The organism is Streptomyces sp. NPDC029674 (genome assembly GCF_044903205.1).
Taxonomy (GTDB): Bacteria; Actinomycetota; Actinomycetes; order Streptomycetales; family Streptomycetaceae; genus Streptomyces.
The window spans coordinates 380,215-404,453 of sequence record NZ_JBJDPY010000008.1 but is presented as its reverse complement, the minus strand read 5'-3'; the positions used below and the strand labels follow the sequence as shown (position 1 = coordinate 404,453).

General features: G+C 71.6%; 20 protein-coding genes and 1 pseudogene. 6 read left to right on the top strand and 15 right to left on the bottom strand.

Features of this window, described 5'->3' with window-relative positions; genetic code table 11:
- The first annotated feature begins 39 nt into the window (after positions 1-39).
- Complete coding sequence (gene idi / locus ACI2L3_RS21835) at positions 40-633, top strand: isopentenyl-diphosphate Delta-isomerase (RefSeq protein WP_404754017.1); 594 nt, start codon at positions 40-42, stop codon at positions 631-633.
- A gap of 8 nt (positions 634-641) precedes the next feature.
- Here idi and ACI2L3_RS21830 read toward each other — a convergent pair whose 3' ends face one another.
- A complete protein-coding gene (locus tag ACI2L3_RS21830) occupies positions 642-1,118 on the bottom strand; it encodes an ATP-binding protein (RefSeq protein WP_404754052.1) in 477 nt (158 codons plus the stop codon).
- Between the two features lie 129 nt (positions 1,119-1,247).
- Positions 1,248-1,880, bottom strand: a complete 633-nt coding sequence (locus ACI2L3_RS21825) for an HdeD family acid-resistance protein (protein WP_404754016.1) — start codon at positions 1,878-1,880, stop codon at positions 1,248-1,250.
- 123 nt (positions 1,881-2,003) lie between these two features.
- Here ACI2L3_RS21825 and ACI2L3_RS21820 point away from each other — a divergent pair, with 123 nt between their 5' ends.
- The gene (locus tag ACI2L3_RS21820) at positions 2,004-2,756 is read left to right on the top strand and encodes an enoyl-CoA hydratase/isomerase family protein (RefSeq protein ID WP_404754015.1); all 753 of its coding nucleotides are present in this window, start codon (positions 2,004-2,006) and stop codon (positions 2,754-2,756) included.
- A 21-nt stretch (positions 2,757-2,777) separates the two neighbouring features.
- On the opposite strand, the gene ACI2L3_RS21815 is transcribed toward ACI2L3_RS21820, so the two are convergent.
- On the bottom strand, positions 2,778-3,410 hold the full coding sequence (locus ACI2L3_RS21815) for a DJ-1/PfpI family protein (RefSeq protein WP_404754014.1): 633 nt from the start codon (positions 3,408-3,410) through the stop codon (positions 2,778-2,780).
- Positions 3,411-3,417: 7 nt separating this feature from the next.
- Entirely contained in the window at positions 3,418-4,443 is a 1,026-nt protein-coding gene (locus ACI2L3_RS21810; RefSeq protein ID WP_404754013.1) for a GlxA family transcriptional regulator, read from the bottom strand.
- Positions 4,444-4,560: 117 nt separating this feature from the next.
- On the opposite strand from ACI2L3_RS21810, the gene ACI2L3_RS21805 reads away from it, so the two are divergent.
- The 3 genes and pseudogenes from ACI2L3_RS21805 to ACI2L3_RS21795 all read left to right on the top strand — a co-directional run bounded on the left by ACI2L3_RS21805 (position 4,561) and on the right by ACI2L3_RS21795 (position 8,185).
- The gene (locus ACI2L3_RS21805) at positions 4,561-5,451 is read left to right on the top strand and encodes a hypothetical protein (RefSeq protein ID WP_404754012.1); all 891 of its coding nucleotides are present in this window, start codon (positions 4,561-4,563) and stop codon (positions 5,449-5,451) included.
- A 103-nt stretch (positions 5,452-5,554) separates the two neighbouring features.
- Positions 5,555-5,683: pseudogene (locus ACI2L3_RS21800) on the top strand (LPFR motif small protein); the annotation flags it as partial.
- A gap of 114 nt (positions 5,684-5,797) precedes the next feature.
- Positions 5,798-8,185: a Tex family protein gene (locus ACI2L3_RS21795; RefSeq protein ID WP_404754011.1), complete on the top strand. Its 2,388-nt coding sequence runs from the start codon at positions 5,798-5,800 to the stop codon at positions 8,183-8,185.
- Positions 8,186-8,209: 24 nt separating this feature from the next.
- Here the strand turns inward: ACI2L3_RS21795 and ACI2L3_RS21790 are convergent, their stop codons facing one another.
- The 5 genes from ACI2L3_RS21790 to ACI2L3_RS21770 all read right to left on the bottom strand — a co-directional run bounded on the left by ACI2L3_RS21790 (position 8,210) and on the right by ACI2L3_RS21770 (position 16,115).
- Positions 8,210-9,862 carry an ABC-F family ATP-binding cassette domain-containing protein gene (locus tag ACI2L3_RS21790; protein ID WP_404754010.1) on the bottom strand — a complete coding sequence of 551 codons (1,653 nt, stop codon included), beginning with the start codon at positions 9,860-9,862 and terminating at the stop codon, positions 8,210-8,212.
- Positions 9,862-10,920, bottom strand: coding sequence for an oxidoreductase (locus ACI2L3_RS21785; protein ID WP_404754009.1), 1,059 nt, complete (start codon positions 10,918-10,920; stop codon positions 9,862-9,864). The genes ACI2L3_RS21790 and ACI2L3_RS21785 overlap by 1 nt, the downstream gene beginning before the upstream one ends.
- 124 nt (positions 10,921-11,044) lie before the next feature.
- A complete protein-coding gene (locus ACI2L3_RS21780) occupies positions 11,045-12,730 on the bottom strand; it encodes a BCCT family transporter (RefSeq protein ID WP_404754051.1) in 1,686 nt (561 codons plus the stop codon).
- Positions 12,731-12,864: 134 nt separating this feature from the next.
- Entirely contained in the window at positions 12,865-14,145 is a 1,281-nt protein-coding gene (locus ACI2L3_RS21775; protein WP_404754008.1) for a M14 family metallocarboxypeptidase, read from the bottom strand.
- Entirely contained in the window at positions 14,142-16,115 is a 1,974-nt protein-coding gene (locus ACI2L3_RS21770; RefSeq protein WP_404754007.1) for a Xaa-Pro dipeptidyl-peptidase, read from the bottom strand. The genes ACI2L3_RS21775 and ACI2L3_RS21770 overlap by 4 nt, the downstream gene beginning before the upstream one ends.
- A 201-nt stretch (positions 16,116-16,316) precedes the next feature.
- On the opposite strand from ACI2L3_RS21770, the gene ACI2L3_RS21765 reads away from it, so the two are divergent.
- On the top strand, positions 16,317-17,837 hold the full coding sequence (locus ACI2L3_RS21765) for a M1 family metallopeptidase (protein WP_404754006.1): 1,521 nt from the start codon (positions 16,317-16,319) through the stop codon (positions 17,835-17,837).
- A gap of 27 nt (positions 17,838-17,864) precedes the next feature.
- On the opposite strand, the gene ACI2L3_RS21760 is transcribed toward ACI2L3_RS21765, so the two are convergent.
- From ACI2L3_RS21760 to ACI2L3_RS21735, 6 genes are all read right to left on the bottom strand, one after another.
- Positions 17,865-18,731: an oxygenase MpaB family protein gene (locus ACI2L3_RS21760; protein WP_404754005.1), complete on the bottom strand. Its 867-nt coding sequence runs from the start codon at positions 18,729-18,731 to the stop codon at positions 17,865-17,867.
- A 68-nt stretch (positions 18,732-18,799) separates the two neighbouring features.
- Positions 18,800-19,594, bottom strand: coding sequence for an alpha/beta fold hydrolase (locus ACI2L3_RS21755; protein ID WP_404754004.1), 795 nt, complete (start codon positions 19,592-19,594; stop codon positions 18,800-18,802).
- 71 nt (positions 19,595-19,665) lie between these two features.
- Positions 19,666-20,112: a hypothetical protein gene (locus tag ACI2L3_RS21750; RefSeq protein ID WP_404754003.1), complete on the bottom strand. Its 447-nt coding sequence runs from the start codon at positions 20,110-20,112 to the stop codon at positions 19,666-19,668.
- Between the two features lie 102 nt (positions 20,113-20,214).
- Entirely contained in the window at positions 20,215-20,694 is a 480-nt protein-coding gene (locus ACI2L3_RS21745) for a macro domain-containing protein (protein WP_404754002.1), read from the bottom strand.
- A gap of 43 nt (positions 20,695-20,737) precedes the next feature.
- Positions 20,738-22,207: an amino acid permease gene (locus ACI2L3_RS21740; protein ID WP_404754001.1), complete on the bottom strand. Its 1,470-nt coding sequence runs from the start codon at positions 22,205-22,207 to the stop codon at positions 20,738-20,740.
- 160 nt (positions 22,208-22,367) lie between these two features.
- A complete protein-coding gene (locus ACI2L3_RS21735; RefSeq protein ID WP_404754000.1) occupies positions 22,368-24,182 on the bottom strand; it encodes an AMP-dependent synthetase/ligase in 1,815 nt (604 codons plus the stop codon).
- Positions 24,183-24,239 lie beyond the last annotated feature (57 nt).

Here is a 24,239-nt window from a genome sequence, read left to right as displayed (position 1 = left end):
GGCAGACTTGGAGCTCGGGAACCGAAGCGAAGGATGCGTATGCCGATCACACCTGCCACCGCGGCGAACAACTCGTCGAGCGGCACCGGAGAAGCGATCTTGCTCGAACTCGTCGACGAGGACGGCAGGACGATCGGCACAGCGGAGAAACTCTCCGCGCATCAGGCGCCCGGGCAGCTCCACCGGGCGTTCTCCGTCTTCCTCTTCGACGAGCAGGGGCGGCTGCTGCTCCAGCAGCGCGCCCTCGGCAAGTACCACTCCCCCGGCGTCTGGTCGAACACCTGCTGCGGGCACCCGTACCCGGGCGAGGCGCCGTTCGCGGCGGCAGCCCGGCGGACGTACGAGGAGCTGGGGGTCTCGCCGTCGCTGCTCGCCGAGGCGGGCACGGTGCGCTACAACCACCCGGACCCCGACTCGGGCCTCGTGGAGCAGGAGTTCAACCACCTGTTCGTGGGCATGGTGCAGTCCCCGCTGCGCCCCGACCCCGACGAGATCGGCGGGACCGCGTTCGTGACGGCCGGGGAGCTGGCCGAGCGGCACGAGAGGGAGCCGTTCTCCGCGTGGTTCATGACCGTGCTCGACGCGGCGCGTCCCGCGATCAGGGAGCTGACAGGACCCGCCGCGGGCTGGTAGCCGGTCCGTCAGACGAGGTCGGGCTTGAGGGGCAGGGCCGCCCAGATGACCTTGCCCCCGCTCGCGGTGTGCTCGACGTCGCAGGCGCCGCCCGCCTCCGCCGTGATCTCACGGACCAGGAGCAGCCCCCGCCCGCCCGTCTGCCCGTGGTCCGCCACCAGGGCCGTGGGACGGTACGGATGGTTGTCCTCCACGGAGACCCGCACCCACTCGGCGCCGACCGCGACCTCCACCGCGAGCATCGGCGAGAGCAGGGCCGCATGGCGCACCGCGTTGGTGACCAGCTCGGAGACGATGAGCAGCAGGCCCTGGACGGTGTCGTCCGGCGCCGGTACTCCCTGTCGGGCCAGCAGGTCGCGCACCGCGTGCCGCGCCTGGGGTACGGAGGCGTCGACGGCGGGGGCGGTGAAGCGCCACACACCTTCGTACGGCGCGGGACCGCCGCCTCTTGGGAGTGGGTCCGGCCCTCTCCCGTCGCTCCGCATCGTCCGGTCGCCGCCCTCGCGCTCGATTGTCGCCACACATCGAGTGTTGAGAATGTCCTGGTCCGGACCGCGCCACTGACCAGAAGTCAGCGAATATCGACGGATTTTGACCGGCGGCGCATGACGCCGTCAGTTGGGCGACTGGTCCTGCTCGCCCTGCCCTCGATGTGGCGCCTTCAAGTGTTCTTCAGGTTGTACGAGGCCGACGATGCGGCGCCCGCCGATGCCCGTGGCGAGCAGGCCGAGGCCGTCGAAGAGCAGCGTCAGGGAGAAGAAGCAGCCGATGACGTACTGGCTGCTGCTGGGCCACTCGGCGAGCACCAGGATGCCGATCAGCAGGCCGAAGGCGCCTTGCAGGAGCGTCAGGGCGAACTGCGGGCCGCGCACCACCAGGCTGCCGACCAGCCGGAACACACCGCCGGTGAGGAAGAGCAGCGCCGCGAACATGGTCAGCGCCTCCGCCGCCACCTCCGGCCTGCGGATGATGACGACGCCCGCCGCCAGGTTCAGCGCGGCGACCACCACGCCCAGCCAGAAGAAGCTGGTGCCGCGTGACTGGACGGCGTGCAGCAGGCCGACGACGCCGCCGACGAGCAGCAGCCAGCCGAACAGGAGCATCGAGGTCAGCGTGGCGAGGCCGGTGTAGACGAGGCCGATGACGCCGGCCACCGCGAGGATCGCGCCGAGCAGCGCGAGCCAGCCGAAGCCGCGGCTGACCGTCCTGGCCTCCGTGGTGGCTCTGTCGTCCCTGGGTCTGGCCATCAGCGTCTCCCTCTCGCTCGGCAGAGCCTTGCGCACCCTGTCCCGCAGCTTTGGCCCCGTATGCACCTTTGGTCCCACCCCTCCTTGATCGTACGTTCGAGGGGTGCGGATAGCATCCGGCGCATGGAGCCGCAGCTGAGGCACACCGTCACGGACGGCGTCGCCACCGTCCTCATCGACCATCCGGCCAAGCGCAACGCCATGACCGCCGACATGTGGCGCCAGGTGCCGCCGCTCTGCGCGGCGCTCGCCGCCGACCCCGCCGTGCGCGCCGTCGTGCTCACCGGCGCGGGTGGCACCTTCTGCGCGGGCGCCGACATCTCCACGCTGCGCGAGTCGCCGGGCACGGCGCAGGACCTCGCGGTGCGGGCCGAGGACGCCCTTGCGGCCTTTCCCAAGCCGACGCTCGCGGCGGTGCGGGGCTACTGCGTGGGCGGGGGCGCCCAGCTGGCGGGGGCGTGCGATCTGCGGTTCGCGGACGAGGGTGCCTCGTTCGGCGTCACGCCGGCCAAGCTGGGCATCGTCTACCCGGCGTCGTCCACCCGGCGCCTGGTCTCCCTGGTGGGGCCCGCGACCGCCAAGTACCTGCTCTTCTCCGGGGAGTTGATCGACGCCGAGCGGGCGCTGCGCACGGGTCTGGTGGACGAGGTGCTGCCGGCCGGTGAACTGGACAAGCGGGTCGCCGAGTTCACCCGGACCCTCACGGCGCGCTCGCAGCTGACCCAGGCGGCGGCGAAGGAGTTCGCGACGGGGCGCACGGACCGGGACGCGCACTGGGCGGAGCAGGCGCGCGGCAGCGGCGACACCGCCGAGGGTGTCGCCGCCTTCCTGGAGCGCAGGCAGCCGCGGTTCACCTGGAGCCCGCAGGGGGACTGAGCCCCGCGGGGCCGGGGTCGCCTACTGGTCGAGGCGGCTCTTCTCACGGAACTTCGCGACGATGTGCGCGGGGGCCTTCTCCGGGGACCCGGCGTCGTAGGGCGGCTGCGGGTCGTACTCGGTCAGGAGCTGTACGGTCTGCGCGTGCTCGTCGCCCGCGATCCGGCCGGCCAGGGTGAGGCCCATGTCGATGCCCGCGGAGACGCCGGCCCCCGTGACGTACTTGCCGTCGAAGACCACCCGCTCCCCCGTCGACTCGACGCCGAGCCGGTCCAGTTCGGCCAGGGCGAGCCAGTGGGACGTGGCGCGGCGGCCCTTGAGAAGCCCTGCGGCGGCCAGGGCGAGGGAGCCCGTGCACACCGAGGTCGTCCAGGTGGTCGTGGCGTCGACCGCGCGGAGCCAGTCGAGGAGCGCCTCGTTCTCCGTCTGGTCGCTCTGTCGGGGGCCGCCCGGGACGACGACGATGTCCGGGCGCCGGACCTCCGCGAAGGACTTGTCGGCGACGAGTGCGAGGCTGCCGGTGTCGTCCCGCACCGGACCCGCCTGCTCGGCCACGAAGACGGTCTCGGCGCCGGGGAGGCTGCTCAGCGTCTGGTAGGGGCCGATGGCGTCCAGGGCGGTGAAGTGCTCGTAGAGGGCGATGGCTATCTGCATGGTGTCCCTATCGGTGGGGAGCGGCGGAGGTGCCGGTCGGCACGGTCCGTACGGTCGGTGCGGTCGGTGCGGTCGGTGCGGGAGAGAAGCGGCGGCGGTACTCGGCGGGTGCGGCGCCGAGCACCTTGACGAAGGCGCGGCGCATGGCCTCCGGGGTGCCGTAGCCGCAGGCGCGTGAGACCTCCTCGACGCCGTCGGAGGTGTCCTCCAGGAGCCGGCGGGCGTGCTCGATGCGGACGCGCTCGACGTACTTGCCCGGTGTGAGCCCCGTGTCCGCCTGGAAGGCGCGGGCGAAGTGGCGGGGCGAGAGCCGGGCGCGGGCGGCCAGCGCGTCGACCGAGAGGTCGTCGGCGGGGTGCTCGGTGATCCACTGCTGGACCTCGCGCAGCGGTTCGCGCCGTGCGGTCTGCGCGGCGAGCTGCGCGCTGAACTGCGCCTGGTTTCCCGGCCGCCGCAGGAAGACCACGAGATGGCGGGCGACCGTGAGCGCCACCTCGCGGCCCAGGTCCTCCTCGACGAGCGCCAGGGCGAGGTCGATGCCGGCGGTGACCCCGGCGGACGTCGCGATGTGACCGTCGCGTACGTAGATGGGGTCCGGGTCGACCTCGACGCCCGGGTACTCCCTGGCGAGGCGGTCGCAGAACGCCCAGTGCGTCGTCGCCCTGCGCCCCTCCAGGAGACCCGCCTCGGCGAGCCGGAGCGCTCCGGTGCAGACCGACACCAGGCGCTCCGCGCGTGGAGCGTTCTCGCGCAGCCAGTCGGTCAGCTCGCGGGCCTCATCGCGGGTGCCGAGACCGCCCGGGACCAGCAGGGTGTGCGGTGCGGGGGCGTCCGCAAGCGTGGAGTCCGGGACCAGGGTGAGGCCGCTGGACGCGCGGACGGGGCCGCCGCCCAGGGAAGCGGTGTGGAGGAGGTAGCCGCTTGTGGGGTCGGCCAGACAGGAGCTCGCGCCCGCGAAGACCTCCACGGGCCCGGTGACATCGAGGCTCTGGACGTCGTCGAAGAGGACGACCAGGACGGTTCGCTGGGCCATGCCCTCGATTCTTGGCCCGCCGACCGATGTCCGCAATGACGAATAACCCACCTTTCCTGCCATCCGGTTCCGCCGACGGTCCGGTTGCCCATACCAACCAGTAGGTATCGTGCGCACATGACCTCTTCGACGACCTCGTCCGCGCCCGCCGCGCTGGAACCCCGCGCCGGACGCCGCTGCCACAACGTGCTCAACGCACTGCACTCGACGCACTACTTCTCACCCGACGTGGGCCGGGAACTGGGCGGGCTGGGCATAACCCACCCCAGCGCCGTCAACTTCGCCGTGCGCGCGGCCGCGTTGGGGGCCGTCGGGCCGGGGACCGTGGCCGCCGCCTTCTACAACTACAAGTACGAGCTCGTCGCCGCGCACGTCCCGCAGGTGTGGCGGACGGCCTCGCCCGAGGATGTCCTCGCGGCGCGTCTGCGGGCCGTCGACACGACGCTGCGCCGGCTCCTCGGCGACGACCTCGTCACGTCGCCGGAGATGGCGGAGGCCGCGGGCCTCGCGCTGCGCGCCGCCGAGGCCTGCACCCGCGGCGCCCGCCCGCTGTACGCCGCGCACGCCGACCTGCCCGTCCCCGAGGAGCCGCACCTCGCCTACTGGCACGCGGCGACGCTGCTGCGCGAGCACCGCGGCGACGGGCACCTGACCGCGCTGCTCGACGCCGGACTCGACGGCCTCGAAGCCCTGGTGAGCCACACCGCGACCGGCAAGGGCACCTCACCGAAGTGGGTCTTCGCCACCCGTGGCTGGAACCAGGAGGAGTGGGACGCCGCCGTGGAGCGGCTGCGGGGGCGTGGACTGCTCGACGGGGAGGGCGAGTTGACGGAGGACGGCGTGGCGCTGCGCCGGGACGTCGAGGTGCGGACGGACCACCTGGACCGGGCGCCGTACGAGCACTTGGGCGCGGCGGGCGTCGAGCGGCTCACCGAACTCGGCACTCTGTTCACGGGCACGGCGCTGCGGGCCGGCGCGTTCCCCGCGGACCTTCTCGGCAAGCGCTGAGCGGCCGGCGGCACCGGGAGCGCATGGCTTCGGGCGTCCGAGGTACTCGTCCGTCCTCCGGCGCCGCCGACCGGCGGTCCGGGGGGAGGAAAGGGGAGTTCTCATGTTCCGTGCCATCGCGGACGTTCTGCGCCAGATAGGTGCCGCCATCGCCACCGTCGTCACCCTGCCGTTCCGGGCCCTGGCCCGGCTGTTCGGCGGAGCCTCCAGTACCGCGAGCCGGGGCGGGCGCGGCGGCGGCCGCCGATCGGGGCGCATGGGGCGGGCCCGCCGGGTCTGATCCCTGTCTACCGGCGCCACCTGCCACAATTGCCCGGCAACCTGAGCGAGAAGGCGGTACCGGAACGTGGCAGCTTTGAAGACGTCCACCCCAGCGTCCATCGAGAGCAGGATCGCCGAGGAGCTCGGCGTACGGGAGCGGCAGGTGAAGGCCGCCGTCGACCTGCTCGACGGCGGCTCCACGGTGCCCTTCATCGCGCGCTACCGCAAGGAAGCGACCGAGATGCTCGACGACGCGCAGCTGCGCACGCTCGAGGAGCGGCTGCGCTATCTGCGGGAGCTGGAGGACCGGCGCGCCGCGATCCTCGAATCCGTCCGTGAGCAGGGCAAGCTCACGGACGAGCTGGAGGCCCGGATCCGTGAGGCGGACACCAAGGCGCGGCTCGAGGACATCTATCTGCCGTTCAAGCCGAAGCGGCGCACCAAGGCGCAGATCGCGCGCGAGGCGGGCCTGGAGCCGCTGGCCGACGGGCTGCTCGCCGACCCGACGGTGGAACCGCACGCCGCGGCGGCCGCGTTCGTGGCCGCCGACAAGGGTGTCGCGGACTCGCAGGCCGCCCTGGACGGGGCCCGGGCGATCCTCGCCGAGCGGTTCTCGGAGGACGCCGACCTGATCGGCGAACTGCGCGAGCGGATGTGGGTGCGCGGCCGTCTCGTGGCGAAGGTCCGGGACGGCAAGGAGGAGGCGGGCGCCAAGTTCGCCGACTACTTCGACTTCGCCGAGCCCTTCAAGGAGCTGCCCTCGCACCGCATCCTCGCCATGCTGCGCGGCGAGAAGGAGGACGTCCTCGACCTCGTCCTGGAGCCGGAGGAGCCCACTGAGGGCCCTTCTTCGTACGAGGGGATCGTCGCCCACCGCTTCGGCGTCGCCGACCGCGGCCGACCGGCCGACAAGTGGCTCCAGGACACCGTGCGCTGGTCCTGGCGGACCCGGATCCTCGTGCACCTCGGGATCGACCTGCGGCTGCGGCTGCGGACGGCCGCCGAGGACGAGGCGGTGCGGGTCTTCGCGTCGAACCTGCGCGACCTGCTGCTCGCCGCGCCCGCGGGCACGCGCGCGACGCTGGGCCTCGACCCCGGTTTCCGTACGGGTGTGAAGGTGGCCGTCGTCGACGCCACCGGCAAGGTCGTCGCGACCGACACGATCCACCCGCACGTCCCGGCGAACAAGTGGGACCAGTCCCTGGCGACGCTCGCGAAGCTCGCCAAGGAGCACTCGGTCGACCTGATCGCCATCGGCAACGGCACGGCGTCCCGCGAGACCGACAAGCTCGCCGGTGAACTCATCGCGAAGCACCCGGAGTTGAACCTCACCAAGGTGATGGTGTCCGAGGCGGGCGCCTCCGTGTACTCGGCGTCGGCCTTCGCCTCGCAGGAGCTGCCGGACCTCGATGTCTCGATCCGCGGCGCGGTCTCCATCGCGCGGCGCCTCCAGGACCCGCTCGCCGAGCTCGTGAAGATCGACCCCAAGTCGATCGGCGTCGGCCAGTACCAGCACGACCTGTCGGAAGTGAAGCTGTCGCGCTCGCTGGACGCGGTCGTCGAGGACTGTGTGAACGGCGTCGGCGTGGACGTGAACACGGCGTCCGCCCCGCTCCTCGCGCGTGTGTCGGGCATCGGCGCGGGCCTCGCGGAGAACATCGTGGCGCACCGCGACGCGAACGGCCCGTTCAAGAGCCGCAAGGGCCTCAAGGACGTGGCCCGGCTCGGCCCGAAGGCGTACGAGCAGTGTGCGGGCTTCCTCCGCATCCGCGGCGGCGACGACCCGCTGGACGCCTCCAGCGTGCACCCGGAGGCGTATCCCGTGGTGCGCAAGATGGTGAAGTCGGCGGGCGGCGGGGTCGCTTCGCTGATCGGCAACACGGCGGTGCTGCGCTCGCTGGAGCCGGAGCGGTTCGTGGACGAGGTCTTCGGTCTGCCCACGGTCACGGACATCCTGAAGGAGCTGGAGAAGCCCGGGCGCGACCCGCGGCCCGCCTTCAAGACGGCGACGTTCAAGGACGGCGTGGAGAAGATCTCCGACCTGACCGCCGGGATGGTCCTCGAAGGCGTCGTCACGAACGTGGCCGCGTTCGGGGCGTTCGTGGACGTGGGTGTGCACCAGGACGGTCTGGTGCACGTCTCCGCCATGTCGAAGACGTTCGTCAAGGACCCGCGGGACGTCGTGAAGCCCGGCGACATCGTCAAGGTGAAGGTCATGGACGTCGACATCCCGCGCAAGCGGATCTCGCTGACGCTGCGCCTGGACGACGAGGCGAGCGCCTCCGACGCTTCCCCGGCCGCCGCGCCGGGTGAGGGGCGGCCGAAGCGGGGCGGCGGGCGGCCGCCCCAGCAGCGCCAGCGCGGCGCAGGCCAGCGCGGTCAGAAGCCGCAGCGCCAGGGGCCGCCGCCGGCCAACGACGCGATGGCCGAGGCGCTGCGGCGGGCCGGGCTCGTGGATCCGAAGCGGGGCTGACGTGTGACGCCGGGGTGGCGGAGGTCAGAGTGGCAGTTCCGTCACTTTGCCCTCCGCCACCTCCAGGCGGCGCGTCACCCGGACCGCGTCCAGCATCCTGCGGTCGTGCGTGACCAGGAGCAGCGTGCCCTCGTAGGAGTCCAGGGCCGACTCCAGCTGCTCGATCGCGGGCAGGTCGAGGTGGTTCGTCGGCTCGTCCAGGACGAGAAGGTTGACGCCCCGGCCCTGGAGCAGGGCGAGGGCGGCGCGGGTCCGCTCGCCGGGTGAGAGCGTGGCCGCCGAGCGCAGTACGTGGTCCGCCTTCAGGCCGAACTTCGCCAGGAGCGTGCGGACCTCGGCCGGTTCGGTGTCGGGGACGGCCGCGCAGAACGCGTCCAGCAGGGACTCCTCGCCGTGGAACAGCGCGCGTGCCTGGTCCACCTCGCCGACGAGTACGCCCGAGCCGAGGGCCGCGTGGCCGGCGTTCAGCGGGACGCGTCCCAGGAGGGCGGCGAGCAGCGTCGACTTGCCCGAGCCGTTCGCTCCGGTGATGGCGACGCGGTCCGCCCAGTCGATCTGCAGGGTGACGGGGCCGAGGGTGAACGCGCCGCGGTGCACCTCCGCGTCGCGCAGGCTCGCGACGACCGAGCCGGAGCGCGGTGCCGCGGCGATCTCCATCTGGAGCTCCCACTCCTTGCGGGGCTCCTCGACGACGTCGAGGCGCTCGATCATGCGCTGCGTCTGACGGGCCTTCGCCGCCTGCTTCTCGCTGGTGTCGCTGCGGAAGTTCCGGCCGATCTTGTCGTTGTCACCGCCCTTGGCGGCCTTGCGGCGGGCGTTCTTGACGCCCTTGTCGGCCCACGAGCGCTGCATCTGGGCGCGGCCCTGGAGCGCGGCCTTCTTGTCGGCGTACTCCTCGTAGTCGTCGCGGGCGTGCCGGCGGGCCGTCTCGCGCTCCTCCAGGTACGCGTCGTAGCCGCCGCCGTAGAGGTTGATCTGCTGCTGGGCCAGGTCGAGTTCGAGGACCTTGGTGACGGTGCGGGTGAGGAACTCGCGGTCGTGGGAGACCACGACGGTGCCGGCGCGCAGCCCTCGTACGAAGCTTTCCAGGCGCTCCAGTCCTGCGAGGTCGAGGTCGTTGGTCGGCTCGTCCAGGAGGAACACGTCGTAGCGGGAGAGGAGGAGGGAGGCGAGGCCCGCGCGGGCGGCCTGGCCTCCCGAGAGCGACGTCATCGGCTGGTCCAGGTTCACGGAGAGGCCGAGCGAGTCGGCGACCTCCTCGGCCCGGTCGTCGAGGTCGGCGCCGCCGAGCGCCAGCCAGCGCTCCAGGCTGGTGGCGTACGCGTCGTCCGCGCCGGGGGCGCCGTCGACGAGGGCCTGGGTGGCGTCGTCCATGACGCGCTGCGCCTCGGCCACGCCGGTGCGGCGGGCCAGGAAGGCGCGGATGCTCTCGCCGGGGCGGCGGTCGGGCTCCTGCGGGAGGTGTCCCACGGACGCGGTGGGCGGCGAGAGCCTCAGCTCACCCCCTTCGGGGGTGTCCAGGCTCGCGAGGAGCCTGAGGAGGGTGGACTTGCCCGCTCCGTTGGCACCGACGAGACCGATGACGTCGCCGGGGGCGACGACGAGATCCAGTCCGGAGAACAGGGTGCGGTCGCCGTGGCCTGCGGCGAGATCTTTGGCGACGAGAGTTGCGGTCATCAGGGGGTGATTGTAGGTGAGGGGCGGACGGGGGCGACGAGGACGCTGGTGGAGGTGCGGGCGACCACGTAGGCGTTGCCCTTCGTGGCCCTGGGGGCGAGGGGGACGTTGTGGTGGCCCGGTTCGAGGACCTCGTCGAAGACCTCGTGGACGTGGGTGCGGGAGAGGCGGTCCACGCGGTAGGTCGTCAGCTGGATGCGGCACGTCGACGTGACGTCGAGCTCGGCCGAGGCGGGGCTCGCCGTGAGGCGGGTGAGGCGGCGCTGTTCCTGGGGGCTGCGGTCGAGCGCGTACTCGATCTGGGCGACGAGGAGCGGGATGACCGGGGCGAGGCCGTCGACGTGGGCGACGTCGACGCCCGCCGCGTCGAAGGCCGACCGTACGGACCTGCGGGTCTCCTCGGGGATGGTGGGGCCGAAGGCGACCGCTCCGTACGTGCGGAGTTCGTCGCGCGGGACGCCCGTCGCGTCCGCCGCGATCTCCGCGCCGATGCCGATCGTGCGGAGGGCCGCCGCCAGCTTGGCGAGGACCGCCACGCGGGCGCCGATGAGGAGGACCCGGCGGCGGGTCTGCCGCTCGCTCTCGGAGAGCAACTGGCCGAGCGCCGCGCGGTATTCGGCACCGCGGAAGCGGAAGGGCCCTATGCCGTGGTAGCCGTTGCGTTCGAGGTCGGCGGGTTCGGCCGTCTGCCAGGCGAAGTCGCGCCATACGAAGTCGTCGCCGCCGTCGCCGCCGTCGGCGCTGCGCTCGATCACCGCCGTGACCGCGCCGCACTCGAGACCCTCGCACTCGGGACAGCCGTAGATGACGTACCGCCCGTCGCCCAGCGGCGCCGGCGCCTCCAGGAGGAGCCTGCGGACGTGTGCGGTGAAGATCGCCGGAGGGATGTCGGCGGCCAGCGGCGACACCGCGTCGAGGTCGGACAGCTGGAAGAGCAGGGGACGCCCGTTCACTATGAAGTCGACGAAATCGCGGTGCACTTGATAGTCACCGTTGGCGAGAACTCCACCGGCGCGCATGGCCGGTGCCAGACCGAAGGTCGCGTACTCGGCAGACATGCTGTGAGTATCCCCACCTGACGTGCGATGTGAGCACGGCATCGCGGATTCCGCCGCGTTCCCGGGGCGAGGCGGCGCCCGGTGTCACCGTCGTCCGGTGGGCGCCGCCTCCTGGGACAGCCGGTCAGCGGGGGTCGGCCGGGTCGTTGTCCCGTTCCGGGCCGTCGGCGTCGCCGTTGCCGTCGCCGGCGGGGCCGATCCGGAGCTCGAAGTCACCGGCGTGGTGCTCGTGGCCGGCGATGACAGCCTTCTCCAGGACCTCCGTGCCGTGTTCGCCGCGCACGATCAGCGGGTCGTGGCGCAGGTCCCGCATCAGCGAGACGCACATGCCGATCATGACGAGGGTGAACGGCGCGGCGACCAGGATCGTGAGGTTGCGCAGGCCGGTGAGCGCGTCGTCCGAGCCGTCGCCGATCAGCAGCATGACCGCCGCGACGGCGCCCGTCACGAGGCCCCAGAAGACCACGACGAACCGGCCGGGTTCGAGAGCGCCCTTCTGGGAGAGCGTGCCCATCACGATGGACGCGGCGTCCGCTCCGGAGACGAAGAAGATGCCTACGAGGATCATCACGAGCAGGCTGGTCACCGTGGCGATCGGATACTCGTTGAGGAGCCCGAAGAGCTGGGCCTCCTGGGACATGTCGCCCTTGAGGCCGCCGCGGTCGGAGACGGTCATGGCGCTGCCGCCGAAGACCGCGAACCAGATGAGGCTGACGGTGCTGGGCACCAGGATGACGCCGCCGACGAACTGCCGGACCGTGCGGCCGCGGCTGATCCGCGCGATGAACATGCCGACGAAGGGCGTCCAGGAGATCCACCAGGCCCAGTAGAAGACCGTCCAGCTGCTCAGCCAGTCCGCGACGCCCTTGCCGCTGGACGCCTCGGTGCGGCCGATGAGCTGCGGCAGGTCGTTGAGGTAGGCGCCGATCGACGTCGGCACCATGTCGAGGATGATGACCGTCGGGCCCGCGATGAAGACGAAGAGGACGAGGAGCCCGGCGAGCACCATGTTGATGTTCGAGAGCCACTGCACGCCCTTCTCCACACCGGAGACGGCGGACGCCACGAACGCCACGGACAGCACGGCGATGATCACGACGAGCAGGCCGGTGCCCGCGGTCTCCATCCAGTCGAGCTCCTCGATGCCGCTGCCGATCTGCAGGGCGCCGAGGCCCAGCGAGGCGGCCGAGCCGAAGAGCGTGGCGAAGATGGCGAGGATGTCGATGACCCGTCCCCAGGCGCCGCGTGCGTGCTTCTTGCCGATGAGCGGCTCGAAGACGGCGCTGATGGTCTGCCGGCGGTTGCGGCGGAAGGTGCTGTAGGCGATGGCGAGGCCCACGACCGCGTAGATCGCCCACGGGTGGAGCGTCCAGTGGAAGAGGGTGGTGGCCATCGCGGTCTCCATGGCCGCGGGCGCGTCCGCCGGGTCGGTGCCCGGCGGTGGCGTGGTGAAGTGGGCCAGGGGTTCGCTGACCCCGTAGAACATCAGGCCGATGCCCATACCGGCACTGAACATCATGGCGACCCAGGAGACGGTGCGGAACTCCGGGTCCTCGCCCTCCCGGCCGAGCGTGATCTTCCCGTACCGGCTGACCGCCAGCCAGAGCGCGAAGACGACGAACCCGGTGGCGGTCAGCATGAAGAACCAGCCGCCGTTGTGCATCAGACCTTCGAGCATGTCCGTGGAGACATTCTCGAGCGAGTCCGTCGACACCGCGCCCCAGACCACGAACGCGAGGGTGAGCACGGCGGTCACGCCGAAGACCACCCGGTCCGTCTGTGGGGAACGGCCACCGGGGGCGGGCGCCATGATCTCCGCCGACCCTCCCCCGTCGTCCGCTTTATGCTGATCCTGCGTCACAAGTGACACCTTTCAAGGGGTCGATTGGGTCGAGACTTTGTTCTCCGCTACCCCCTACCACATGTGACGCACCTCTCACTCTCTCAACAGACCATGTCGGGTCGAGCTGTGACCATGTGATACGGCGCACGCTCGTCGAGCAGCAGCGGCACGAGGGCCCGCGCGGACTGCCGCAGCGGGACGTACGCGCCGGACTTGTGGCGCTGCACGGTGACGCCGTGCAGGGCCAGTTCGTCCTTGATGTCGCCGTACTGGGCGGCGTTCAGGCGGTAGCCGCAGGGCGGGTCCTGGATCGTCTCCGACGGCTCGGCGGGGTCGTTGTCGGCGCCGCCGACGTAGACCGGGCCGCGGTCGCGGTAGCCCTCGGTGCGGGCCGCGCCGGTGGCCGCCTCCAGCTGTCGGCGGCGTTCGTCCGTGTAGTCGAACAGGCCGCCGAGTGCCGAGCGCTGGGACGTCACGCGGCGCCGGTTGTTCAGCGCCTCGTCCTTCTTCTCGGCTTCGGTGAGGGGGTTGACGCGGCTTTCTATCAGCAGGCCGGCGGCGTGCTTGATGCCGGACATGTTGCGCAGGATGCGCTCCTGGCCGTCGCCCGCGACCTGCTTGACCGGCTCACCGGTGACGGGGTCGGTCCAGATGCCGTACGTGCCCGTGGTGTAGCCGTCGTGCTCGGCGGCCGGGCGGACGTACGCCTTCGACAGGGTCTGCGCCTCGCCGTGCACGGCCGCGTCGGTGTTGAGGTTGCGCGGCCAGAGGTCGAACAGATCCTTCTCGTAGAACTCGGGGGTGGAGCCGTACTCGTGCAGGTCGTAGATGACGTCCGGCTTGTGGTCGCGGATCACGGCGGCCATGGCGCGGGCCTCCGCCGTCTGCAGGGAGAGGTGGTCGCGGTTGATGTCGACGCCGTCGGAGTTGCCGCGGGTGTCGGCGGCGCGGCCGTCCGGGTTGGCGGTGGGCACGACGAGGAGCGTGGTGCGGGAGAGGAAGCGTTGGGTCCTCTTGTCCTTCGCGTACGTCAGGTCGCGGATCGTGGACAGGCAGGCCTCGCGTCCCGAGGGCTCGTCGCCGTGCTGGCTGCAGATCAGCAACACGGTGTTCTTCGTCGGGCGTTCGCCGATGCGGACGAGTTGGACGGGGCGGTCCTGCTTGGTGGTGCCTATTCGGGCGACCGAGACTCTCTTCGCCGCCTTGTCCACGGTGGCGAGGAGGGCCTGTTCCTCGGGCCGGCTGGTCCAGCGCGCGCCGTTCGTCTCCTCGAATCCGGTACGGGGCGGGGTCGGCGTCGCCTGTGCGGGCGCCGTCACGAGCGGAGCGGCGAGCGCGGCGGCGGCGCAGGCGAGCGCCAGGGTGCGGATGCGCGGGGTCATGAAGTGCTGCCTCCGGGGACGGGGTTGAGGGGACGCGGCGGGGCCACGCCGTCGAGACGGGAATCACGGGGCGTGCCGGACGGGGTGGAGGTGGCGAACGAGCCGGCGCCGCCGACCAGCGGCAGCTTCGCGGACGTGCGGGCCAGGTCGACGGTGAGCGTCGGGGTGTCGGCGGGCGGTTCGATCAGGTTCTTGTCCGTGCCCGCGACGATCAGGGCGAGACGGTGGCCCTTCGGTACGACGTGGTCGGTCGCGGCGAGGTCGAGGGTGATGGTGTGCGGCTTGCCCGGCGTGAGGGGGCGGCCGTGCCCGGCGTCGGCCCAGTTGCCGAGGTCGGCCCAGCCGCGGCTGAAGATGGTGTAGTCGACGTCGGCCGTCTTGGCGCGCGTCTCCTTGAAGCAGGAGCTGTCACCCGTGGTGCTCGCGCCCCAGCAGGTCCGTTCGGGAAGGGTCGTGATGCCCTCACCGGCGGCGGCGTAGTCGCGGATGGTGTCGGGCCCCAGGTCGACGAGGACCGCGGAGAGGTGGGCGGTGCGGGTCGTCGGGGTCGCGGTGACGGTTACCTTCGAGGAGCCGGACAGGCGCAGGTCGCGCGCGAGGGGCTTGCTGACGAAGCCCGCCTTGCCGGGTGTCGATGTGTCGATCCGCTCGGCCCAGTCGGTCTCGCTCAGCGCCGGGTCGTCGGTGAAGGTCTCGGTGCCCTTGCCGGGGCGGATGCCGAGGGTTCCGACGCCGGGGGCAGTGCCCTTGGCGGGGCGGAGTTTGACGGCGTGGGTGCCGCGCGGGGGCCAGACGCGGTCGGTGCTCCAGCGGTCCGGGGCGCGTTCGATGTCGGCCATCGGCTCCCGGTCGACGCCGTTGTCGTAGCCGAGGAGTTCGTGGTCGAACCAGCGGTGCAGCGTGCGCACCCAGTCGGCGCGGCGGAAGTCGAAGGGGTCGACGTGACCGGCCTGGCTGAGCCAGATCTTGCGGTCGACGCCGTTCTCGGCGAGCGCGTCCCACCACTGGCCGAAGTGCTTGGTGCGGACGTTGAGGTCCTGCATGCCGTGCACGACGAAGACGCTGGCGCGCACCTTGTCGGCGTCGGGGACGTGGTTGCGCTCGCTCCAGAGGCGGGTCCAGTCGCCGGTGCGGGGCGCCCCGTCGATCAGCCGCTGCTGCACGGCGCCGCAGCGGGCGCGCGCCTCGGGGCTTTCCACGTAGTCGGACAGCCACTCGGGGCCGCTGTCGTAGAGCGGGGCGCCCTTGGCGAAGTAGTAGTCGTACCAGGAGGAGATGGCGCCGATGGGCACGATGGTCTTGAGGCCCGGCACTCCGGTGGCGGCGACGCCCTGCGCGACGGTTCCGTCGTAGCTCTTGCCGATCATGCCGGTGGCGCCGTTGCTCCACGACGCCTTCGTGCGTTCGGTCCCGGTGCGGCTGGTGTAGCCGCGGGCGCGGCCGTTCAGCCAGTCGACGACGGCCTTGGCGGACTGGACGTCGGAGCGCCCGCCGACGTCGACGCAGCCGTCGGAGCGGTTGGTGCCGGCGAGGTCCACGGCGACGTAGCCGTAGCCGCGGGGCACGAAGTAGTTGTCGTAGTAGAGCGGGAAGCGTACGGGGTTCCCGTTCTCGTCGTACGTCTTCTTCTGGCTCTCGTTGCCGCGTCCGCAGCAGGCGTAGTACGGGCTCGCGTCCATGATCACGGGTATGCGGCGGCCCGTGCGGTCGAGTTCGCGGGGTCTGACGATGTCGACGGCGACGCGGTCGGTCCTGCCGTCCGCGTCGCCGTCGATCCGGGTGTCGACCCATACGGATTCGCGTATCGCGTCCTCGTACGAGTACACGGGTCTGCTCTCGCCCGGCATGCGGGGGGCCGGGCCGGCGCCCTGCGCCGCGCCCGGGGACAAGAGGGTGGCCATCAGGGCGGCAAGGGCCGCCGTCAGCAGCGTTCTCCACAGGACGCGGGTGCGTCGCGCACGTATCGGCATGGCGCGGAAGGTACACCGGTGAACTCCTGTGCGACAGAGGGCCGACACGGTCGCGACAGGTGCGTGGGACATCCAGGCACATGTCGGCCGAATGGCGATCGTGTGACGTCCGGGGCCATGGACATGACGTGTGCGGGCGGGGCTGAATAGGCTCACGACCAGGAAAGAACACATGTTGTGCCCCTACGACTTGGAGCTCTCGTGCACCGCAGACTCATCGCCCCGGGCGCGCTCGCTGCCTCTCTGCTGCTGGCGATCCCGGCATCGGCCGCGGACTTCTCCCCCGGGGCGCCGGGCATCGGCGACCCCTACTACCCGGCCAGCGGCAACGGCGGATACGACGTCTCGCACTACGACCTGCGGCTGAAGTACCAGCCCACGACCGACCTTCTCGAAGGCACGGCGACGCTCAACGCCCGCACCACGCAGGACCTCTCGCGCTTCAACCTCGACTTCGGCCTCAAGGTCTCCGAGGTGCGGGTCAACGGCAAGAAGGCGAAGTTCAAGAAGACCGGCGACCAGGAGCTGGAGATAACGCCGCCGGCCGGGCTGCCCAAGGGCACGCCGATCACGGTCGTCGTCCGGTACGCGGGCAAGCCGTCCGAGCTGAAGATCAACGGCTACACGGCCTGGCACCGGACGCCGGACGGCGGCGTCGCGGCGCAGGAGCCGGAGGCCGCCGTGTGGTGGTTCCCCTCCAACGACCACCCGCTGGACAAGGCCACCTACGACGTGTCCGTCTCCGTGCCCGACGGCACCCAGGCGATCTCCAACGGCGTGCTCCAGTCGCAGAGTTCACGGCTCGGCTGGACCCGCTACAACTGGCGGTCGAACAAGCCGCAGGCCAGTTACCTCGCGACGCTCGCGGTCGGCAAGTTCGACATCACGACCGACAAGACGGAGAGCGGCCTGCCCGTCCTCAACGCGTACAGCAAGGACCTGGGCGACAACGCGGGTTCGGCGCGCGCCAGCATCGAGCGGACCACCGAGATCACCGAGTGGCTGGAGACGGTCTTCGGGAAGTACCCCTTCAACGCGCTCGGCGGGTACGTCCCGAACGTGAAGAGCAGCTACGCCCTGGAGACCCAGACGCGGCCCTTCTACAGCCCCGCCGCGTTCGCGAACGGCTCCAACGCGTCGATCGTCGTCCACGAGATCGCCCACCAGTGGTACGGCGACAGCGTCTCCGTGGACGGCTGGAAGGACATCTGGATCAACGAGGGCTTCGCCCGGTACAGCCAGTGGCTGTGGTCGGAGAAGGAGGGCGAGGGCACGGCGCAGGAGCTGGCGGACTACGTGTACGCGCAGCGCCCCGCGGACGACCCGTTCTGGAAGGTCAAGCCGGGCGACCCGGGCCCCGACAACCAGTTCCACGGCGCGGTCTACGACCGTGGCGCGCTCGCCCTCCAGGCGCTGCGCAACGAGATCGGCGACGACGCGTTCTTCGCGATCCTGAAGGGGTGGCCGAAGAAGCACGCGTACGGCAACGCCAAGGTCGGCGACTTCGTGAAGTACGCCGAGAAGGTGTCGGGCAAGCCGCTCGCGGAGCTGTTCGACACGTGGCTCTACCAGCCGTCGCGTCCGGACGCCCCCGCCGTGCGGAAGGCCGGGATCGCCCGCTCGAAGGCCGCCCCGGTCGAGCCGAAGTCGTGGAAGGAGATCGCCGCGACGAACGGCGTGCACGACCACGGACACGCCAAGCACGAGAAGCACGGTCACTGACGGCCGGGTGCGCCGCGCCGTCCGGGTCTACCGCCCGGCGGCGCGGTGCCGTGCCCTCGCCCGTCGGGCGGCGGGGAGGTAGCGCAGCCGCTCCGGCAGGAGCGGCACCACCGTGCGGACCACCCGGCCGAACCGGCGCAGCCCGCGCTCCTGCGCGGCGGTCCACGGCAGGCCTATCGCCTCGCGGGCGTCCGGCGGCATCAGGCCGATCGTGACGAAGCGGCGGAAGCGGGCCACCGGGGGCCACAGCACGGGCCACAGGACGCGCAGCAGCAGCCGGACGGGGAGCGGGCCGCGGTCCGGCGGCGGGACGGGCTGGTCGGGAGCGGTGAGTTCGGCCGCGACCCGGGTGAGTTCCAGCTCGTCGGCGAGGACCTTGCGGTAGTACGGCCAGAACTCCTCCAGCGTCTGCGGCATGTCCCGGTCGCGCAGGCCGAGTATCCGCCCGACCCGGAGCCACTCCGCGTACAGCTGCCGTTCCTGCCGCTCGGTGAAGGGGCGGCCCAGGTACTTCTGCGCGTGCCGGTAGACGGGGAAGCCGGTGGCGTGGACCCACGCGTAGTTCGCGGGCGTCAGCGCGTGGTAGCGGCGGCCGCGCGTGTCCGTGCCCTGGATGGTGCGGTGCAGCACGCGCAGCCTGCGGCCCTCCGCGGCGGCCTCGTCCCCGCCGTACACCCACAGCAGGACCGAGCGCACCGAGCGCTCTCCCCTCCCCCACGGGTCGGTCCGGAACACCGAGTGCTCGTCGACGCCCGCGCCGACCGCGGGGTGCGCGACCTGCATGGTGAGCGCGGGCGGCAGCATGAGGAACATGCGGATGTCGCCCGCGATGCTCCAGAGGATGCCGCCGGGCGGGGGCGGGGCCGGGTCGCGGACGTCGGCGTGGTGGTTCATGTGACGTGCTCCTCGGCCGTACCCCGGTGCGTGCGTGTTCCAGTATGCGACCGCGGGCGCGGGGGCCGTCAGCGCGCCAGGGCGTACGCGTCCAGGACGACCTCCAGAACCGCTTCGGGTTCCCGCACCGTCGGGAAGTGGTCGCTGTGTGCGAGGCGCACCAGGCGGCAGCCGGGGATGCGCCGCGCCATCGCCTCGTTCACGCGGATCACCCCGGGCTGGTCGTGCTCGGCCAGGGCGAGGACGCACGGCACGTCGAGCTCGCCGAGCCGGTCGAAGACGGGCGGGTCGGGCATGTGGTGCGGGTGCACGGCGAACCACGCCGGGACCACCGCCTTCAGGTGCGCCGTCACCTCGGGGTCGTCCCCGGTGCCCATCGTGGCGGAGACGCCCCGCATCATGGTCACGATGCCGTCCACGTCGCCCGCCTGGGCGAGCCGGCCGACCTCCGCCATGAACTCCGGCGGGAGCGGCTCCTCCGCGCCGGTGACCGCCGGGACCACCAGGGCGAGGCTCGCCACCCGCGCGGGGTCGCGGAGCGCGAGGCTGAGGGCCGTCGCGCCGCCCATGCTGGACCCGGCCAGTACCGCGCGGGCCACGCCGTAGTGGTCGAGGACCGCGATCAGGTCCTCCACCAGGGAGAACGGGGCGGTCGGGGCCGGCGACCTGCCGTACCCCCGGGCGTCGTAGCGGATCACTCGGTGCCGCTCCGTGAGCTGCGGCAGGATGCCGTCCCAGATGCGGGAGTCGCCGACTCCGGCGTGCAGCAGGACCAGGGGGAGGCTTTCGCCGCCCGTGCCGCTCGGTTCACCCGAGTCGTGCGACCACAGTTCGCCGTCCTTGACCGAGACCATGACGTCCATGGCCCCGAGTCTCCGGGTGCGGGGGCCGGGCCACCAGTGGTGCGGGCGGACGAGGGCGTGAATGCGTACGCCTAGCGACCTGAACCCGTCGGATCGGTCCACGGGTCGCTCCACGGATCGGCCCGCGAATCGCTCCACGGATCGGTGTGCGGGGCGGTCTGCGGGGCGTCCGCCATGCGGCCCGCCGCCTCGGAGGCCCACTCGGAGATCTGGCGGCGCAGTTCCGCCTCCGCCTCGGCGCGCGCCGCCTCCTCGCGGGCCTGACCGGTGGCGAGGGGCCCGTCGTCCTCCCACGGGCTGTCCGCGCGCGCCTCGGAGTGCAGCCTTTCCGGCCTCCCCTGCCGAGCGCCGGGCGGGGGCAGCTCTTCGAGCACGGGGGCCCGGCCGCCGCGGGGCAGGAAGCGGGCGGCGAGGAGGCAGAGGGCGCAGAGCAGGACCACGGCGAGGGCCGGCCCCTGGACCTGCGGCCCGATCGCCCCGACTCCCATGGGCACGAGCTGCGCGGGAATGAACTGCATGCCGGAGCCTTACCCGCTCATCCGTGCGCAACAACGCACACATGCAGGGCAGTTGGGCGGCCGGGGTCGTGCCGTCGTCCGCGCACCCCACGCGCGACCGTCTCAGTCCCCGAAGTCGTACACCGTCACGGGGATCCCGCGCGCCGCCAGGCGCCCGGCTATCAGCGGCTCGATCCGGGACCACTTGCCGCCCGCGAGCCCGCAGCCGATGCGCGGCATGTGCACGGAGGCGCCGAGCTCCTCGGCCTTGTCGGCGACGGCGGCGAGGGCGGTGTCGATCGCCTCGTACCGCACGGGGACGCCTTTGCTGCCCGTGCGCATGCCGCGCTGCCCCACCATGTTGGCGACCCACACGCCGCGGCCGACGTCGACGAACTGGACGGCGCCGAGTCCGAAGTCGTTCTTCGCGCGCTCGCGGTGCCAGGCGCGGTACGCCTTCTCCGGCTCGGGCCAGCGGCGCGAGACCGCGAGCACGAAGCCCTTCCCCCAGCCCCCGAGGTCGTTGCAGACGTGGGCGATCAGCTTGACGCCCTTGCCGAACGGCGCGGTGGCGTCACCCCGGACATATGTGATCTCCGACATGACGCCACCGTAGGGGCTGCCACTGACAATCAGTGGCGCGCTGCTACTTGTCCTGCGGCACCGTGAGGCCCTGCGCCTCGCGCTCCACCCGGCGCCGGACGCCGAACCAGCCCACGACCAGGGCCGCGCCCACGACCGGGATGAGGAACAGCGTCTTGCGGCCGACTTCGGCGTCCTTCCACATCAGGCAGAGGACGGCGAGCAGGAACGCGATCGTCACGTACTCGGTGATGCCGCTGAAGGGAAGCTGGAACTTCGGCCGGGTGATCTCGCCGCGCTTGGCGCTGCGCACGAAGGCGAGGTGGCAGACCATGATCGTGATCCAGGTGCCGATGATTCCGAGCGAGGCCACGTTCAGGACGATCTCGAAGGCCTTGCCCGGGACCACCTTGTTGAGGCCGACGCCGACGACACCGAGGGAGGCGGTGAGGAGGATGCCGCCGTAGGGAACCTGGTTGCGGTTCATCTTCGCCGTGAACTTCGGGGCGGAGCCCGCCATCGCCATCGAGCGCAGGATGCGGCCCGTGGAGTAGAGGCCGGAGTTCAGCGACGACATGGCGGCGGTGAGGACCACGAAGTTCATCACGTCGCCGGCGGCCGGGACGCCGATCTTGGAGAGGACCGTCACGAACGGGCTCTGGTCGGCCGAGTACACCGTGCCCGGCAGCAGCAGCGCGAGCAGGACGACGGAGCCCACGTAGAAGAGGCCGACGCGCCACATGATCGAGTTCACCGCGCGCGGGACGATCTTCTGCGGCTCGGCGGTCTCGCCCGCCGCGACGCCGACCAGCTCCAGCGAGGCGTACGCGAAGACGACGCCCTGCATCACGATCACGACCGGCATCAGACCGTTCGGCATCAGGCCGCCGTGGTCGGTGATCATGTTGAGGCCGGGCGTCTCGCCGCCCACCTTGTGCTGGCTGGCAAGCAGCCAGATGCCGATGATCATGAAGGCGCTCAGTGCGGCCACCTTGATGATCGAGAACCAGAACTCCATCTCGCCGAAGTACTTCACCGAGACCAGGTTCACCGACAGCACGACCGCGAGGGCGATCAGCGCGAGCACCCACTGGGGTATGTCGGTGAAGAAGCTCCAGTAGTGCGTGTAGAGCGCGATCGCCGTGATGTCGGCGATGCAGGTGGTCGACCAGTTGAGGAAGTACATCCAACCGGCGAAGAACGCGCCCTTCTCGCCGAGGAACTCACGCGCGTACGAGACGAACGAACCGGACGAGGGCCGGTAGAGGACCATCTCGCCGAGCGCCCTGACGACGAAGAACGCGAAGATGCCGCACACGAGGTACGCGAGGGCGAGCGCGGGGCCCGCCGAGTGGAGGCGGCCGCCCGCCCCCAGGAAGAGGCCGGTGCCGATCGCGCCACCGATCGCGATCATGTTGACGTGCCGGGCCTTGAGGTCCTTGCTGTAACCGGCGTCGCCCGCGTCCGCGGGGGCCTGGGGAGCATCGGTGCGGGATGCGTCCAGGGCGGCCGTGTCTACGGCTTCCTTGCTCACGTGGGGGATCTACTCTCTGGTGCCCGGAAGAGCTCCCGGGGTCCGGATGTGCTCCGGCCCGCGACACCCCTGACGCGCGCGGACCGACGGGACACCTTCCCTCAGAGATCGCCCCCCACGCGGTGGCGCACGTCACATAGCGGAACTTCTCACATGCTGGTCAGGGGGTGTACAGAGCATCGATGACCTGCATGTACTTGTCACGGATGACCCGGCGGCGCAGCTTCAGGGACGGTGTCAGCTCGCCCGTCTCGGGGCCCCACTCCTCGGCCAGCAGCCGGTAGCGCTTGATCTGCTCGGTGCGGTTCAGGCGCGCGTTGGCGGCCTCCACCGCGCGGGCCACCTCCGCGAGCACGGCCTCGTGCGTGACCAGCGCGGCCAGATCCCCCTCGATGCCGCGCGCGGCCGCCCAGACGGGCGCCATCTCCGGGTCGAGGACCAGGAGCGCCACCAGGTAGGAGCGGCCGTCTCCGTGGACGAGGGCCTGGCCGATCAGCGGGTGCTCCTTGAGCGCGCTCTCGACGAGGGCGGGCGCGACGTTCTTGCCCGTCGAGGTCACGATCATTTCCTTCTTGCGGTCGGTCAGCCAGAGGTAGCCGTCCTCGTCGAGCCGCCCGATGTCCCCGGTGGCGAACCAGCCGTCCGCGTCCCGTGCGTCGTCGACGCCGCCGTCCGCCCGCAGGTACCCGTCGAAGACCGTCGCGCCGCGCACCAGGATCTCGCCGTCGTCGGCGACGCGTACCTCGAGGCCTTCGATGGGGCGGCCCACCGAGCCGAGCCGGAACCCGTCCGGGCCGTTCGTCGTGACCACGCCGGATGTCTCGGTGAGCCCCCACGCGTCCATGATCACGAGACCGAAGCCCGCCCAGAACCTGGCCACGTCCAGCGGCATCGGCGCCGAGGCGCTCGCGGTCCACACGAGCCGGTCGAACCCGGCCAGCGCGAGCAGCGGATCGAGCACCCGCTCCTTGGCCTCCTCGTACGCCGTCCGGAGCTCGGCGGGGGGCTCCTCGCCGCGCTCCCGGCAGGCGACGTGGGCGCGTGCCGTCTCGTTGGCCGCCTCGATGGCGCGGCGCTGCTCCTCCGGCAGCCCGGCGAGCGCGGCCCGCACGGACGCGGCGAGCTTCTCCCACACGCGCGGGACACCGAAGAACTGGAAGGGCCGCAGCTCGCGCGCGGTGGCGGCGACGTGCGCGGGGTCGGCGCACAGATAGACGTGGGCGGCGCGCAGCACCGGCAGGTAGATGCCGAGGAGGCGCTCCGCGATGTGCGCGAAGGGCAGGTAACAGATGTGCCCGACGTGCTCGGGGAAGTCGACGACGCCGTCCAGGGCGATGCCGTTGAGGATCACGTTGCGGTGGGTCAGGCGGACGCCCTTGGGGTCGCCCGTGGTGCCCGAGGTGTAGACGACGGTGAGCGGGTCGGCCGGGCGGTTCTCGCGCCAGGCCTTCTCGAAGGCGTCGGGGTTGAACAGCCGGCTCCCGGTGGCGTGCAGGGAGCCGTACGTACGGTGTTCGCCCGCCTCGGCCGCCTCCACGACGACGAGGCGCTCCAGCGGGGCCGTGTCGTCCGCCAGGAGGGGCTCCCAGCGCGGCAGCTCGCGGGCACCCTCGACGATCGCGAAGCGGGCCCGGCTGTGCCGGACGATGTGCGCGACCTGCCCGGGGGCGGAGGTGCCGTACACGGTGACGGGGACGGCGCCGAGGTGCACCAGGGCGAGGTCGCTCAGCCAGTGCTCGGGGCGGTTGCCCATCATCATCAGGACGTGTTCGCCGCGCTCGACGCCGAGCGCGGCGTAACCGGCGGCGAGGACGGCGACCTTGCGCCGCGCCTCTCGCCAGGTGAGCGTCGACCACTCCTCCCCCACACGCCAGGACAGCGCGGGGAGGTCGCCGTGGTCCTCGGCGTTGCGGAGCAGCAGGGCGGGGAGCGTGATGTCGGCGGGGTCCCCGGGGAGTCGCAGGATCGTGGTCATGACCGCCTCCTGGCGCCATCGGCTGTGCGTGAGCGGACGGGTGCGTGAGGAGCGAGT